12 protein-coding genes and 1 tRNA gene are annotated in these 16,389 nt (G+C 45.5%); 5 read left to right on the forward strand and 8 right to left on the reverse strand.

Annotated elements, in window-relative coordinates; genetic code table 11:
- The first annotated feature begins 56 nt into the window (after positions 1 to 56).
- The 3 genes from K0H61_RS10235 (at position 57) to K0H61_RS10245 (ending at position 3,702) form a co-directional block, all read left to right on the forward strand.
- A complete protein-coding gene (locus K0H61_RS10235) occupies positions 57 to 923 on the forward strand; it encodes a LysR family transcriptional regulator (protein WP_220049090.1) in 867 nt (288 codons plus the stop codon).
- A 122-nt stretch (positions 924 to 1,045) separates the two neighbouring features.
- Positions 1,046 to 2,062 carry a GGDEF domain-containing protein gene (locus tag K0H61_RS10240; RefSeq protein ID WP_258405939.1) on the forward strand — a complete coding sequence of 339 codons (1,017 nt, stop codon included), beginning with the start codon at positions 1,046 to 1,048 and terminating at the stop codon, positions 2,060 to 2,062.
- Positions 2,063 to 2,346: 284 nt separating this feature from the next.
- Positions 2,347 to 3,702 (forward strand): sigma-54-dependent transcriptional regulator, encoded by a 1,356-nt coding sequence (locus K0H61_RS10245; RefSeq protein ID WP_258405940.1) that lies wholly within the window; start codon positions 2,347 to 2,349, stop codon positions 3,700 to 3,702.
- A 199-nt stretch (positions 3,703 to 3,901) separates the two neighbouring features.
- On the opposite strand, the gene K0H61_RS10250 is transcribed toward K0H61_RS10245, so the two are convergent.
- Positions 3,902 to 3,978 (reverse strand) — tRNA-Pro (locus K0H61_RS10250).
- 344 nt (positions 3,979 to 4,322) lie between these two features.
- Between K0H61_RS10250 and K0H61_RS10255 the strand changes: the two genes are divergently transcribed.
- Positions 4,323 to 6,500, forward strand: coding sequence for a sensor domain-containing diguanylate cyclase (locus K0H61_RS10255; RefSeq protein WP_220049092.1), 2,178 nt, complete (start codon positions 4,323 to 4,325; stop codon positions 6,498 to 6,500).
- 162 nt (positions 6,501 to 6,662) lie between these two features.
- On the opposite strand, the gene K0H61_RS10260 is transcribed toward K0H61_RS10255, so the two are convergent.
- Positions 6,663 to 8,129, reverse strand: coding sequence for an alpha/beta hydrolase (locus K0H61_RS10260; protein ID WP_220049093.1), 1,467 nt, complete (start codon positions 8,127 to 8,129; stop codon positions 6,663 to 6,665).
- A gap of 151 nt (positions 8,130 to 8,280) precedes the next feature.
- On the opposite strand from K0H61_RS10260, the gene K0H61_RS10265 reads away from it, so the two are divergent.
- Positions 8,281 to 8,754, forward strand: coding sequence for a DUF6942 family protein (locus tag K0H61_RS10265; protein WP_220049094.1), 474 nt, complete (start codon positions 8,281 to 8,283; stop codon positions 8,752 to 8,754).
- 67 nt (positions 8,755 to 8,821) lie between these two features.
- Here K0H61_RS10265 and nadE read toward each other — a convergent pair whose 3' ends face one another.
- The 6 genes from nadE to htpG all read right to left on the reverse strand — a co-directional run bounded on the left by nadE (position 8,822) and on the right by htpG (position 16,234).
- Positions 8,822 to 9,652 (reverse strand): NAD(+) synthase, encoded by an 831-nt coding sequence (nadE, locus tag K0H61_RS10270; protein ID WP_220049095.1) that lies wholly within the window; start codon positions 9,650 to 9,652, stop codon positions 8,822 to 8,824.
- A 208-nt stretch (positions 9,653 to 9,860) separates the two neighbouring features.
- Entirely contained in the window at positions 9,861 to 11,165 is a 1,305-nt protein-coding gene (locus tag K0H61_RS10275; protein ID WP_220049096.1) for an inosine/guanosine kinase, read from the reverse strand.
- A gap of 198 nt (positions 11,166 to 11,363) precedes the next feature.
- Positions 11,364 to 12,401, reverse strand: a complete 1,038-nt coding sequence (gene hemH / locus K0H61_RS10280; protein ID WP_220052626.1) for a ferrochelatase — start codon at positions 12,399 to 12,401, stop codon at positions 11,364 to 11,366.
- 82 nt (positions 12,402 to 12,483) lie between these two features.
- Positions 12,484 to 13,128, reverse strand: coding sequence for an adenylate kinase (gene adk / locus K0H61_RS10285; RefSeq protein WP_220049097.1), 645 nt, complete (start codon positions 13,126 to 13,128; stop codon positions 12,484 to 12,486).
- Positions 13,129 to 13,268: 140 nt separating this feature from the next.
- Positions 13,269 to 14,132, reverse strand: coding sequence for a co-chaperone YbbN (locus tag K0H61_RS10290; protein ID WP_220049098.1), 864 nt, complete (start codon positions 14,130 to 14,132; stop codon positions 13,269 to 13,271).
- Between the two features lie 188 nt (positions 14,133 to 14,320).
- Positions 14,321 to 16,234 carry a molecular chaperone HtpG gene (gene htpG / locus K0H61_RS10295; protein ID WP_220049099.1) on the reverse strand — a complete coding sequence of 638 codons (1,914 nt, stop codon included), beginning with the start codon at positions 16,232 to 16,234 and terminating at the stop codon, positions 14,321 to 14,323.
- Positions 16,235 to 16,389 lie beyond the last annotated feature (155 nt).

The raw sequence follows: 16,389 nt of genomic DNA on the forward strand, positions 1-16,389 counted from the left end.
GCTAAAGTGTCATAATTAAAAGTATCTATAGATTATGGCTTTGATAAAAATTTATTATGGTTAATCCACTGTGGCTCCACACCTTTGCCGTGTTGGTTGAAAAGGGAAACTTTACCCGTACCGCTGAAACCATCGGCATTACGCAAGCAGCAGTGAGTCAACACATCAGTCGACTTGAAGCCGAATATGGACCACTGTTTATCCGCCGCAGTCGCCAACTCGAAATTACTCCGATAGGTCAAAGCCTCTTAGCCTATGTTAATGACATTTCCTGCGCCGAAAAACGACTGCAGCAAAAGCTGACAGAAGATGATCCCCATACCGGCGATATCAGTCTTATTACCCCTGGCAGCATTGGCTTAACCCTATTTCCACTACTGCTTGAATTACAAGCTAGTTATCCTAAGCTTACGATTCATCATCGGTTTGCGCCGGATAAGGAAATTCTCAATGCCATCCTTAACAATCAACACGAAATTGGCATAGTGGCTTTTAAACCAACGGATCCCAGTATTTGCAGTAGTCACTTTACCGAGGAGCCGCTTGAACTCGTGGTACCTGCAGGAATGCAAATTGAAGACTGGCAAGATTTACAACGACTTGGCTTTATCTCTCACCCCGATGGGGAAGCAATGGCAACTCGGCTATTGAGCCGAAAATATCCAGGAAGCCGCAGTATTCAAGAAATACCTTGTCGTGGTTTTACGAATCAAATCAGCCTTATACTCGAACCAGTTGCTAAAGGACTTGGTTTTACCGTACTGCCACGCTACGCCCGTAAAGCCTTTGAGCGGCAAGAGGAAATCAGCGTGATTGAATGTGGTAGTCAGGTCGTCGATACCCTCTGGCTTATTCACCGCGCCGAATGGCCTCTAACCCAGAGAGCGCAGAAAGCTATCAAGTTTTTAAGAAGTAAAATTTAGACTTTTAATTAAGTAACATAGAAAGTAATACCCTATCTATACTTGATAGAAATAAATCACCATAATCACAGTTAAATCATCTTATACATGCTGATTCTTTACGAGTATTCCTTAGAAACAACTTGGCACAATTGTTTATACATAGACTTAGTGTTTTATTGAATAACGGTTTCTCAATGACGAAAGCAACCCAGGGAACAAACACTTCCCACGATAAAGAAGCAATTGATACTATCCTGAACTGTTTGGACGCACTGGTTTATGTGTCCGATCTCAAAACATACGAAGTACTGTATCTAAACGACTACGGCCTTGCTCAATGGGGCAGCGCAAGAAACAAAAAATGTTATCAGTTGCTTCAATCGGGTCAAACCTCACCCTGCAATTTTTGCACTAATCATAGACTGCTTGATACTGAGGGGAATCCGAATGGGGTATATGTTTGGGAATTTCAAAATACCCTTAATGGTAGATGGTACCAATGTCGCGATCAGGCTATTCGTTGGACAGATGGACGCCTCGTAAGGATTGAAATCGCCTTCGACATTACGGACAGAAAGTCCATGGAAATGGAGCTGTTAATCGCAAAATCCCTTGCTGAAAAACAAGCTGATACCGATATGCTCACCCAGATCAATAATCGTCGTGCATTTTTTAATCTGGGTATACAAATGGTTCATCAAACCCATCGACTAAAGGAAAGTTTAGCGGTAATCATGTTTGATCTTGATCATTTTAAACAAATCAATGATTTATGGGGGCATGCGTCGGGAGATGCGGCTTTGATACACGTTGCTCACCTTGCACAGGACATTATTCGCAAAACCGATATACTGGCCAGAATTGGAGGCGAAGAGTTTGCCATTTTGCTTCCTAATGCCACTCAAGAACACGCCGCGCAGTTGGCAGAACGCATAAGGCAAGCATTTGCTAGTACGCCTTTGGAGTATGATGGGCGAAAAATCTACTGCACTGCGAGTTTTGGGGTTACCTCCCTAGCCCTTGAACACATCGCACCCGACTATGATCCCCTGCAGTTACTTAGTGCATTAGTCAATTTTGCCGACGAAGCTATGATTAATGCTAAACGACAGGGCAGAAATCGTATTTGTCGTTCATTAGAACTCAGCTTTGGTTAGTCCAATCACGCTTCCTAGTGGTTTATAGCATAAACTAAGCAAACTACTTACTTGTCACCCCTTTTGCCGATATTGGTGAACATAGCCAATTGCTGCTTGAACCTCATCAGGGTTCTGTTTGATCTTTCCATCATCTCAATTTAAAACATATCACACTGTAAAATAGTCAATTTAATTTTACGCTAGATCCAAAGGTTGATGTTTTCAAGCTTGAGGCCGCAGAATGCACAACCTACACTTAACTGCAGAAGCACTCCAACGCTCTGACGTGTATGCGCCCAACTATGCCGGCAACACCCGAATTAGCGAGCTTCAATCAACGCCAGCTGTTAATACTGGATCCCCATGAAAAGTTACCCGATGTAAAACAGCAGCTAGCGCCATTTGATTGGTTCGTTCTTACAGCACTGGATGCGCAATCAGCACTTAAGATTATGGATAATTATCAAATCGATGTGGCAATCGCCACGGTCGACGCCAAGCCATTGCATTTAAAGGAACTGACTGAAAATCTGAGTAAAATTAAAGTTTTTCATCCCAAATTACGCTGGACAGCCATTACAGAGGGTCAGCTTAATAGGGACTGTAAGCACATTCTAGCTGAGCATTTTAATGATTATTTTCATCAGCCATTAGATTGGTTACGTTTAAACGATTCACTGGGCCACGCCTACGGTATGGCCAAACTGAATGGTAAAACCTTAGCATCCTCTTTATATCCCCAAACACTGCCACCCATTCTAGGCAAGCATCCTAGTCTTCAAAAGCTAAGAAAGGATTTAGACAAATTGGGTCAATCGGATCAAACGGTCTTAATAAGTGGAGAAACTGGAACAGGGAAAGGATTATGTGCCAAATGGCTACACCATTTATCAGCTCGGCACGAAGGCCCCTTTATTGCACTAAACTGTGGAGCCCTTCCCCCCACATTAATTCAATCAACGCTCTTTGGGTTTGAAAAAGGTGCCTTTACTGGCGCAGAGAAACGCTATTTAGGCTATCTAGAGCAAGCACAGGGGGGAACATTATTTCTCGACGAAATCGCCGACCTCCCCCTCGAATTACAGGTTAATTTGTTACAGTTCCTCGATGAAAAACACATTTATCGCATTGGTTCAACCCAAGCTCAAGCCGTTGATTGTCGTCTTTTGTTTGCCTCACATCAAGATTTGGAGACTGCAGTTGAGGAGGGACGCTTTCGGGAGGACCTTTTCCATCGAATCAATGTGCTGCGTCTGCATGTCCCTTCTTTACGAGAATATATGAGTGATATTATGGTAATAGCGGAACTCTTTTTGGCTCAAGAACACCCAAGTTACCCGCTGTTGTCATTTAGTGATGAGGCCAAACATGCTATTAAACATTATGCCTGGCCAGGCAATGTACGTGAACTACAGAACCGGATCCGCCGTGGAGCCGTGATGGCTGAACCCCCATCAATTAGCCCACGGGATTTAGGATTAGAAGAGTTAATAACTTCAAGGCGACAAAATCCTTCCGAGAATTCCCTACTCAATGCGGAAAACTTACTTAAGGCCATCATAGACAATAAACACAATATTTCGGCCGCCGCAAGGCAACTTAATGTTTCACGAAGTACCTTTTATCGGCTGATAAAAAAGTGTCAAATCAAACTGTAATACCATACATCGCCTAACCTAAACAGCTGACATATTACGATAAAGCAAATGATTTTACGTGAATGATGAATGAGTGAAATAGGTACTTATGGCTTGGGGATAACGAATTGCGAGCACCGCAATTAAACTGAATCTGCCAAGTGACGAAAACAAAAAAGCCTGCAAACTAGCTAGTTGCAGGCTTTGATGTATTATAATTTGGTCGGTATGAGAGGATTCGAACCTCCGACCCCTGACACCCCATGACAGTGCGCTACCGGGCTGCGCTACATACCGAATATCTCGAGTAGTTAAGAGTTTATTTTGGACAACCTAACCACTTTACTTAGAACACAATTGATGGGGTTTATCCTAAGTGAGGCAGACTTTAGCAAGTGCCCTGCCACGACGCAAGTGGTTAATGTGCTGTTATTGCTTAACTGATTAGTTTCTAAGCTGAAGTGTTAGTTTTTTATGGATAATCCCGTTAATTCAGTGCAGTTCATACTTTTCGAGACTTAAAACGGAGTAACGAATGTATTAAAAGATCCAATCAACAAACATCTGCTAAGCTTGAATAGCTGAAAGTTTAGTGCAATCGATTGCTTTATAAGCATTATTTTGACTAAAGGGATTTAAATTTGCGTCTATCCGCTGTGAATGCCACACATTTAAAGTTGGCGACCGCATTAGGCCTGATTGGTCTGTTGCTAAATCTCTATCCGATACCACTTTTCGCTAACGTCCAGTTAATCTTGGGCAATGCTGCTGTGGTCATTGTTGCCATTTTACTCGGCCCTTGGTACGCCTTGTTTACCGCTTTATTTACGGCTACTGGCTTAATGATTGCTTGGTCGAGTGCCCACGTTTACTTAGTCTTTCTTCTGGAAGCGGTCTGGCTCGGTTATGCCAGACGCAAGGAATTTCCGATACTTTACGCCAATATTGGTTATTGGGTTTTCCTCGGGCTGCCTTTAATGGGTTTGTATCTTTGGTTGATTACCGGAATGTCAATCAGCCATATTCCTTTTACCACCATAAAACAGGCATTTAATGGGATATTTTACACCACGTTAGGTGAGCTTTGCGTTTTTGCCATTCCCAAACTGTGGCACATGAAAAATAAACTTGAGTATCACAACCGCCGCAGTTTTAGTTCCCATTTGAGCTATCTCTTTATCATTATCACTACCATCAGTTTACTGACCTCTTCTTTAGTGTTTAACCATTACTTTTTGAATAAGCAGCAAGAGCTAATAAAACGTAACCTTAACGATACAGGTATTTTTCTAAGCCATGCCACCGAGACCTACCTCGATACGAATACCCGTGCCGTATCTATTATGGGGAAATTTATCAGCGCAGCCAAAATCCCCGTCGACCAATGGCAGGATATGTTGAGTAGTGTGCAAAGCCTAAATAACAATTTTAATACGATGTTAATCGCGAATGAACAGGGAGAAATCGTTGCGGGTAGTCCACTTGAAAGATTACATCAAATCAACAATATGAATAAAAATATTAATGTTAAAGACAGGGATTACTTTATCGAAACCTTCAAACATCATAGAACCTTTGTTTCACCAGTATTCGTTGGCCGCGGTATCGGGCAAGGGATTATTATTGCCATCAGTGCACCTATATTCGATGAGGCTCAAGAAAAGGCCATCGGTATAGTCGAAGGTAGCTTAGATTTGAACTATTTCGACCATGTTGACAACCAGAACCAGCACCACGAAACCCAGTCAATTGTCATTCTTGACGATAAATCCAACATTGTTTATGCATCAGATAACTTAGCGCTGAGCCCTTTAACTAAGTTTAATTTCACCTTAGGTAACAACGATTATCATACAAACCTGCACTTAATGAACATTAATCAGGCAGATACAGAGACCCCAGAATTTATTTATGCCCACCATACTCTGAAAAATGGCTGGCAAATCTATGTGCTTGAACCTTTCATTCCGCTGCTGAAGTTAACGGAAGAACAATATACGAAAACGATTATGTTATTGCTCGTTAGCATGGCGGGCGCAATCATCATAGCTAAAGCGATAAGCCGACTGACAACCACCCCTCTAGCCCTACTCGCAAACCATTTTAGCCAAGGTGAAGATGGCAAAATCAATAAAGAAAAGTTTGCCAAGGGATTACTCGACAGCAGCACGCCAATAGAGATTTATTCGCTATATGAAAGCCTAGAGTCAAATCAACAGGCCTTGCTAAATAACCAACTTGAACTCGAAGATAAAGTTAAACAACGAACCCAAGATTTGGAAATTGCTAACCTGAAATTAAAGGAGATGGCTGAGCGCGACTCCCTCACCAACCTCTATAATCGCCGCTATACGGAGAAACAATTTTTACAAATTCAGGACTTATGTGAACGTGGTGATGATGCCATTGCGGTAGTACTCCTCGACTTAGATTTCTTCAAAAAAGTCAATGATACCTATGGTCATTTAGCCGGGGATGAATGTTTAAAAGTGATGGCTGAAGTATTATCGGGACACTTTAAACGGGATGTCGATTTGCTATGTCGCTATGGTGGTGAAGAATTTGTGCTGATCCTACCCATGTGCAATGTGTTTAAGGTGGAGCAACACCTTAATGAATTCCGTGAAAAACTTTCAACCGCAGCTATCATCAATCCTGTCGACGGCATGACCTTTAGTGTGACCGTAAGTATCGGTGCCATAATCGCCGATGCATCCTACAGTAATGATCTACAGTCTTGGTTAAAACAGGCCGATGAAAACCTGTATGCGGCAAAAGAAAAAGGACGCAATTGCGTGGTGTGCACGCTCATTGGCTAGCCTTTTCTGCACTAGAATTAACAACAGGGCTAAATCGTTAGCCCTGTTATCAAAATCAATCCTATTAAGCTCAGCCCAATCAGAACCAGAACACTCAACACGGATCAATTCTGTCTTCGAAACGCAAGCTGTGCTGAGTGAACACTATAGATATTCAATATCTCAATTGCCCATATGGGCCGTTTGATATTGATCAATGCGCGAAATCATATAGCCATAGAAGGGATTCCACTTTTGCCTCAGCATTTCGGCCGCGGGCACACTGTAAACACCCCGCTCTCCCCTTGGCGCAGATGCACCGATTTGAATGCGAGTCGCATTCTCACGGGTTTTATTACCATAAAGACTGTCATTATCCGAAAATGGCAATGCCACATGGGATAAGGAGTACACGCCAGCAGGCCATTCGAGACTGAGTGGTTCAATCTGAGGCGCGAGATTTTCCCCTGTCGAAATCCCAAACTCACGCGCTTGAACCTGCGTTGTGTCGCTATTGATGTTCTCAATTAATGTGCCGCGGTAATGCACCTGCTGCGAAACTGGCGGTAATAACAGTGCTAAAGGATCATCTGGCATCATCTTGCTGTTCAGCGCAATCCGATTGATATCAAACAACACTAACTCATGCCCATGTTCGGGTAATGCTTGATAAAGCTGCTGTAAGACCGCGGGAGTCGATACTGTCGCATCGACAACGGATTGAAAAGTCAGAATGGATGGGATTTGTAATAACTGCTCTGCGGTTAAACCACTCAACAGACTTTGGTTACGCAGTGCTAATTGATACACAACATCCCCCGCATTCACTGCAAATGAGGTGTACTTAAAAGGATCGTATTCCATCTGAATACTGTTCCATTGCAATTTATCCAAATTAAGCACCCGTCCTAACCAACTCTGCCAACGCGCCGCGGCAGCAATTGGGTCAAGGGCAATTGCTGGGGATAAAAAGATCATCCCTGCAAAATCCGCCGGCTGGTTCTGGTTAATCCGTTCTAACTCATGATTAAGCGCTGTTGCCGCCCCTGTTGAAAACCCAACAACAAATAAAGGTTTGCCGTTTAACTTTTGTTTCATATGGGCTGTCGCTAAATTTACGGCAGCGGCTAAATCCTGCCAATAAAGATTAACTAAACCGCTTGGAATCGTGCCGTGACCAGGTAATCGCAGCCCCAACACATGTGCCTTACCCTTAAAATGTAAGGCCAAATTCGACATCGCATAGGGTGAATCTGACATACCATGGAGCAATAACACCCCAAACTCGGCATTTTCCTTTGGCCACTCGAAACTGCGATTCCAATTGTTTCGCCAATGACTTGGATTTGAAAGACTGTCCTTCACATAGCGATTTACCGGAGAAACTTCCGACGCAGGCACTTTCTGTAACACCTTAGTTTCTAGCTCGGCAAACAATTTGTCCTCAAGGGCCAAGTATTCACTAAAGTGTTCAATTTTAGTGTTATAGCGAAATTCATTTTTAAGTTCTGTGGTATGCCACAGGGATAAATCGGGGCGGGAGTTCAAAAAATAAATGCCGCCGATCAGGGCTGTAAGTATAATCCCGAGCAAGGCATAGCCTGCAGCCATCAACAGATGTTTAGTCGAACCAATAATAATGGCTTTCATTTATGCCCCTAGGCGTTAAAAATCAAACAATGACAATGAATTGCGAGTCATAAAATTATCAAGGCTAATGCCGCTCTCGCTTAATTAACGTTTTCGCTCAACGGATTTCGCGTTAGTATGGCACCAGTTTTAACCAGTCAAGTGAACCTTCATGCTAATTGGCGCCCCCAACCCAAGCTATGCGTTTTATCTACCCAATGCCCCATTACTAGATACTAATTGGGATGTTCAGCACCCTGATGCCTGTGAAAAGCTTATCGCACTTAATGGGAATCATTGGCGTAAGGTCCTCACTATTATGGCAAAAATTTGTGTTGTAGGGGATGACTGGCGCAGCTATCGCGACAATTTACTGCTAAAGCAACATGAGGTTATCCTGATTGGTAGCCGCACATTTCACCCCCATGCACAAACCCATTTTGTTTGCGGTCAAGTCGCAACAACGCTTTTGGGGTTAACTCCGCTGTATCACAAGACATTAGATGCCGAAGGCAAAATCCATATCATCCAGCCTGAATTGGGCAGTCCGAGCATTAAGCATTGCCTATCGACTCCCTATCTGGATTATCGCCAATATTCCAATGCGTTAATCGAACTCACCCGTGCCTATATTGCCGCAAACTAGCACCTTAACCCACAAATTTATGCCAACAAAAAAGCACCCGAATGGGTGCTTTTTAAAAGACTGACTATCAATCGTAAATCGTTGGTATCGCTTGGCGCTTATGCTGAGTCGCTTTATAGATATTGATAAGCTTCTCTTCCACTGCCGCATCCACCGCTTTGCCTTCTAAGAAATCATCGATTTGCTCATAGGTTAAGCCGAGGGCGACTTCATCCTCAAGCAGCGGCTGATTGTCTTCTAAATCCGCGGTAGGAGCCTTATAAACTAAGGATTCTGGCGCACCTAAGTAGGCTGCTAATTGGCGCACTTGGCGTTTATTTAAACCAAATAAAGGCGCTAAGTCGCAGGCCCCATCGCCCCACTTAGTGTAAAAGCCAGTGATGTTTTCAGCGCTGTGATCGGTTCCCACCACTAAGCCGCCTAAAAGGCCCGCCATTTCGTATTGAGCGATCATACGCATTCGCGCTTTGACGTTACCCTTTACAAAATCCACCTTTGCCGCGTCCGGTGAGCGTAGACCAGCTTCCACAAACGCTGTTAATGTGGATTGATGCACACCGTCCACTCCTTGGTGTACGTTTACCGTGACCAGTTTAGTCGGCTGGATAAATTGGCAGGCTAATTGGGCTTCATGCTCATCTTTTTGGATCTGATAGGGTAAGCGCATGGCAATAAACTGATAGCCGCCCTCTGGTTGCTCGCTGTTTAAGCTATCTACCGCTAATTGGCATAAACGGCCCGCGGTGGAGGAATCTACACCACCACTTATCCCAAGCACCAAGGTCTTGCTGCGGGCATCTTTCAGTTTAGTTTTAATAAACGCCACACGGCGCTGCACTTCAAATTCAGGCTCGATAGCCTGAAGCACCTTCATTTCTCTTAAAATCTGCGCTTTCACCGAAAATTCCACCTTAACCATTCACTGTTATTGGGAGCACGTAAATGGTCTAACACTACCACTTATTCGATATGGGCTGTAGCAAAAATTGGGCAGCCTAAGTTTAATTGTTGATAAAATGTCACACAGTCACTAAGGGCGTTATAGCCCTAGAACAAAAAGGGCAATAACGCTAGCCGCTACTGCCCTTTTGTACACTTTTGGAAACTTATCTTTCCCAATAGGATTCTTCTAAGCTGTCTTCACGCTCAGGTAACCCACGGGATAAGCGAGGGCTGTGCTGTGCAAGCACCTCATAGGCCACGCGGTTAGCGTATTTACAAATTTGCGAGAAGGATGAATAACATAGGCCGTCACGCTTATGCTTGCTCGAACCTGGCACATTGGTCTTGTGGAACGTGTTTGCCGCAAGGTCATGTAATAGGGCCGATAGCGCGCCATCACCGGCACCATTAGTGTTACCGATTTTTTCAGGGCCGCCCATATAGGGTGAAATATGCGCATAAACCTTGATGGGGTTTTCACAGTCACGCTGAAGTTTTGGACGCGAAAATTCATAGCGGTTAAATTCAGGAATCGCGCCTGGCAGCAAGGTATGGGTGGTTTGGCGCTTTTCAGCATCATCGGTGTAACCTGCGGTATAAAGCCCAATGGGCCCAGCGGTGGTGAGCACCATATCGCACCACTCCAGTGCTTTTTCACTGGCAAGCAAAGGATCACGAAAGCCGGTTAACGCCTCGCCTTCATCCTCGTTCATGGCGAGCACTGTGACATGCTCACTGATAAAGTTTTGCCACCAAACCGGGTCTTCTTCAATTAAGAAGCGGGTGCCTAGTGTTAATACCACAGGCACGTCGGCTTCTTTTGCGTATTCGATAGCACACATGGCGGCATCGGTAATGCGATCGCCACCGCTCGCACGCATCAAATAGGCGGTTAACACCAACGCCGCACTGCCCTGCACCACATCTTTATCGATATATTCAGGCGTTAATTTATCCATCGCCCCCTTACTAATTGCAAAGGTACGCTCGCCGCAATCGGAAATCAGGGTAAAGCAGCGACCAATAGGACCATTTACTGGCTGGAGGAAATTTAAGTCAACTTTTGAGGAGGTATTACACAGATAACGATAGGCGTAACTGCCGACTTCAATGTTTTGGCTCATTACGCCAAACAACACTGAGCGATCGTCGGCCAAAATCGAATAGTTATGGACGGTATTCCCGATAGTGCCACCAGCAAACTCGTCACTAATCATATTGTTCGTTTTGAGTTCTTGGTAAAGCGCATGGGCCTTAGCATCATCGATTAAGGTGGAATTGCCCTTAGGTAAGTTATAACGACTTAGCAGCTCATCTTCTACCTTGGCCTCGATATCCACCAAGGTTTGGTCGATACCGCTGATATAGGTCGCAAAAGGCTGAGGTTGCTGAGTCAGTTGCTCAAGCAAAGGATCTCGGGTTTTGACCGGAAAATAATGTTTCGATTTGCGCTGACCGGGAAACTTCATAGTGGCTCTCTTTTCCTGGCATCCATGCTAATGGGCATAATGACGAAAAATATCCGCCATGTCCTAATAAATGATGAGTCTAGGCGAGGAAGTGTAAAAAACCACTCCCTGCCTCAGGGGGCGCAGATTCTACCATAAAATCAGCATGAAACTAGAGGCTTAATGCTGAGATTAAGGCAGTAAAATCGACTGTTTACATTAACACCAGGACTGTGCCTGTTCCTGTACTAATTGTCTTAATAGCTCGATGTGTAACTCATCATCATTAAGACAGGGAATAAATTGATACTTCTCCCCGCCCGCATGCAGGAAGGTTTCAGCGCCGCCGATGGAGATTTCCTCTAGGGTTTCGAGACAATCGGTGGCAAAGGCAGGGCAAATCACATCCACACTTTTTACGCCTTTTGCAGGCAATTGACCGAGTAATTCATCGGCATAGGGCGTTAACCACTCTTCCTTACCGAATCGAGATTGGAAACACACCTGCCACTGGTCGTCATCAAGCCCTAGGGTTTGCGCCAGTAACTTGGCCGTAGCGAAGCACTGCTGTGGATATGGATCACCCTCGGTGGCATAACGCAGCGGAATGCCGTGGAAGGATAAAATCAGCTTTTGCGCTTGGCCGTTTAGTTTCCAATGGCGGCGAACCGATTGCGCTAGGGCTTCAATATACGCGCTATGATCGAAATACTGCTTGCTAAAGCGAAGCTCTGGAATATCGCGCACCTGAGTGCAATAGTTCGCCACCGCATCGAATACGCTCGCCACGGTAGAGCAGGAATACTGTGGATATAATGGCAGCACAACGATACGCTCAGCGCCTCGAGCCTTAAGTTTTTCAATACCGGCATCAATGGAGGGATTGCCGTAGCTCATGCCAAGTTCGACGGGGATGTGTTGATTAAAGGTGGCACTGAGATCGGCTTCCAGCTTCTGTGCCTGCTGCTCGCTAATCACCATCAGCGGCGAGCCCTGCTCTGTCCACACGCTCTCGTAGAGCTTGGCCACTTTTGCGGGACGGGTGTTTAGGATGATGCCCTGCAGAATTGGCTGCCAAAGCCAAGGGGACATATCGACCACGCGGGGATCACTTAAAAATTGTTTGAGAAAGCGTTTAACCGCGCGAGGAGTAGGTTCATCTGGAGTGCCAAGATTCACTAATAACACACCAAACGCAGGAGAAGGAGAAGTCAAAGTGGTACCTTTTATCAGCCAATTACCCCCGCAGGCTAACATCCACTCAGCCATAAAAAAAGCCTGCAAATGCAGGCTTTTTCCTAATTTGAGAACTTGTTCTCGTAATTAGTTTGGCTAGGGCTTATTTCAGCACGCTGGCTAATTGCTCGCTCACGGCAGCAACAGATTGAGTACCGTCAAACTTGTTGTACTGGGTATTACCCGCAGCCGCAACATTGCCATAGTATTCAACTAATGGCTTAGTTTGATCGTGGTAAATCGCCAAGCGCTTACGTACTGTTGCTTCTTCGTCGTCTGGACGAATAGCTAAGTCTTCGCCCGTCACATCGTCTTTGCCTTCCACTTTAGGTGGATTGAACACAACGTGGTAAACACGGCCAGAACCCGGGTGAACACGACGACCACTCATACGCTTAACGATTTCTTCGTCAGGTACGTCGATTTCAATCACATGATCAATGCTGATACCGTTAGCGGCCATTGCGTCTGCCTGTGGGATGGTGCGTGGGAAACCGTCTAATAGGAAACCTTTAGCACAATCGTCCTGGGCGATACGCTCTTTCACCAGTCCAATAATCAGATCATCAGAAACCAGTTGACCCGCATCCATCACCTTTTTCGCTTCTAAACCCAGTGGTGTGCCCGCTTTAACTGCAGCACGTAACATGTCACCAGTAGAAATTTGTGGGATACCGTACTGCTCCATAATGAACTGGGCCTGGGTACCTTTACCGGCACCTGGGGCGCCCAATAGGATAATGCGCATCTCAAGAGTCCTCTTTTCGCATTGATATTGTTCTTAGGCCGGCGATCTTCGCACATCTGACCGCCATTTAGAAGGCTTTTAACTTCGACTTTAGCCTCAAAACCCACTATTTATTTACGATTTTGTAGTAAATATGTTAGTTAATAGAGCAAAGAATACAGCTTACGACGGTATTGATTCGCGAGGGCATTACCCTGTCCTATCGCGGTCAAAATCTCCATAAACAGTTGTTTAACTTTACCATTTTCTGCAGTTAAGTCCTTGAGTAGTACCGCGTATAAATGCTCCAACGCTTCCTCTTCGCGGTGGGCCGCATGCAGGGCTTTACTGAGTTCGAGTAATAACACTAAATTTTGTGGTTCATTCGCTAATTGCTGCTGTAATGCACGAATTTCAGGCGTATCTGCCGCATCTAAGGCGAGTGTCAGTTTGGCTTTAAGGCTCTGGTAGTAACTATCTTGATCGGCAAGGCCGATAGTCTCAAGTAGACTTTGCGCCAGCGCTAATTCAGCCTGCATCAGGTACACGTCGGCGAGCATCAGGGTGACTTCTGCGTTCTGATTAGAACTCGCGTGTGCATCCTTAAGCAGCACAGTGACCGTCGCTAAGTCCTCATCGGATACTTGGCTTAAGCCTAATACGGCTTTGGCTTGCTCTAATTGCAGCTTCCACAGTGGCGGTAAATGCTTCTCAAGCATGGCATTGACCTGCGCGGCGTCCTGCTGGCCCGCAAAACCATCGATGGGTTGACCTTTGTCGAGCACTAAGGTCGTTGGCAGCGCCTGAATGCGGAAATAATTAGCAATTTCCAATTCGGTTTCGCAGTTCACTTTCGCCAGTACAAAACGGCCAGCATTTTGCGTCGCAATTTGCTCGAGTGTCTGCACCATGGCCACACTCTGTGGCTGAGGCTGAGCCCAAAACACCATCACCACCAGTTGCTGCATTGAAGCATCAACGACTTGCTGAATATTTTCTTTAGTTAGATCGAGGATATTGTCCATGGTATTCCCTTTAGATCCAAAGTAGGCAATTAATCTGTCGCAGCTTGCACTGCCACATGAAAGTGAGTCGTCGCTAAAACAGCTTAAGTGCCAACTTTGTTGAGTATCACATTGTTTAGCAGTGATACGGCATAAATGCTTTGGGGCGCCTTAGCCTAAACTAATGCGCCCCAGGGTTGACATTATGATTACTTCATATTCGCCAGTAACATCTGATTCATCAGCTTAATGAAGGCCGATGGATCCGCAAGGCTGCCCTTCTCAGAAAGCTGCGCCTGCTGGAGCAACAGATTCGACCAATCGGCAAAGACGGTTTCGTCCTGAAGATCATTTAAGCGCGCCACTAATGGGTGAGCAGGGTTAATTTCAAAGGTCGGTTTAACCTCTGGCACCGGTTGACCCGCTGCCTGCATCAGTTTGATCATCTGGCTCGACATCTCGCCTTCACCGGTTACCACACAGGCTGGGGTATCGGTTAAACGAGACGTTACCTTCACATCGGCCACAGCTGCGCCTAATGCTGCTTTAAAACGCTCTAGCAGCGGCGCGGATTCCTCTGCAAGCTTCTCCTGCGCTTCCTTCTCAGCCGCATCTTCAAGCTCACCTAGCTCTAAATCGCCACGGGTCACTGAGTGCAGTTGTTTCTCTTTGTACTCAGTTAAGTGGTTGATTAGCCACTCATCGATTCGCTCTGACATCAGTAGTACTTCGATGCCTTTCTTACGCAGCAATTCTAGGTGCGGGCTATTGGCCGCCGCATCGTGGCTGTCGGCAACGATATAGTAAATCTTGCTTTGGCCTTCCTTCATACGGCTTAGGTAGTCATCGAGTGACACGGTTGGCGCCGCGCTGCCGGTATGGGTCGACGCAAAACGCAGCAAACCTGCGATACGCTCGCGATTTGCAAAATCTTCCGCAGGACCTTCTTTTAAGACTTGGCCAAACTCAGCCCAGAATTGTTGGTATTTTTCTGCATCGTCTTTGGCCAGTTTTTCCAACATACCTAGCACGCGCTTGGTGATACCGGTGCGCATCGCTTTCGTGATGTGGTTATCTTGCAAAATTTCGCGAGACACGTTCAGTGGCAAGTCATTCGAGTCAATCAAGCCCTGCACAAAACGCAGGTAAGATGGCATGAACTGCTCAGCATCATCCATGATAAACACGCGTTGAACGAATAACTTCAGACCGTGCTTGCGGTCGCGGTTCCACAGATCCCATGGTGCTTTTGATGGGATATACAGTAGGTTAGTGTATTCCTGTTTACCTTCAACGCGGTTGTGGCTCCACAAGAGCGCGTCGGTGTAATCATGTGAAATGTGCTTATAAAATTCTTGGTATTCTTCATCTGTGACGTCAGACTTATTGCGCATCCACAGCGCAGTTGCCTTGTTCATCACCTTCCAGAAGCCCTCGGTTGCTGGCACTTTTTCGCCATCAGGACCATCGCGCTCGGGCGTGCCTTCTTGCCACATTTCTACAGGCACAGAGATATGATCTGAGTATTTAGTGATGATCGAGCGTAGGCGCCAATCATCGGCAAATTCTTTTTCTTCATCACGCAGATGCAGGGTAATTTGGGTACCACGGCTGGCCTTAGTGATGGTTTCAACGGTGAAACTACCTTCACCTTCCGATTCCCATAATACCGCTTCATCGGCCTTATGACCCGCCGCGCGGGTACGCACGGTAACTTTCTTCGCCACGATAAAGGCGGAGTAGAAACCGACGCCGAACTGACCAATTAATTGCGAATCTTTAGACGCTTCACCGGATAAATTTTTGAAGAACTCGGCTGTGCCCGATTTCGCGATCGTGCCTAAGTGTTCAATCACGCCATCACGGGTCATACCCACGCCATTGTCTTCAATGGTCACAGTGCCTTTGTCTTTATCGGCACTAATGCGTACACGTAACTCGCCATCACCTTCATAAAGGGCGTCATTGGTCAACGCTAGGTAACGCAGCTTATCGGCCGCATCGGCAGCGTTAGAGACTAATTCACGCAAGAAAATTTCTTTGTTGGAATACAAAGAGTGGATCATCAGATGTAACAGCTGTTTGACTTCGGTTTGAAAGCCATGAGTTTCGACTTGTGACATGAAATTTTCCTTTTTTGTTACGCAAGTTAATTAAAGCAACCGCTTAATGATGAATAAATGGGGCTGTAAAATGGCTTTTCAAGGGGCAGGATAAAATCAGGGTTTAACTGGCTAAAAATAATGCACAAAATGGATAAACGAATTTTAGAAACGAC

This window comes from Shewanella acanthi (assembly GCF_019457475.1).
Classification (GTDB): domain Bacteria; phylum Pseudomonadota; class Gammaproteobacteria; order Enterobacterales; family Shewanellaceae; genus Shewanella; species Shewanella acanthi.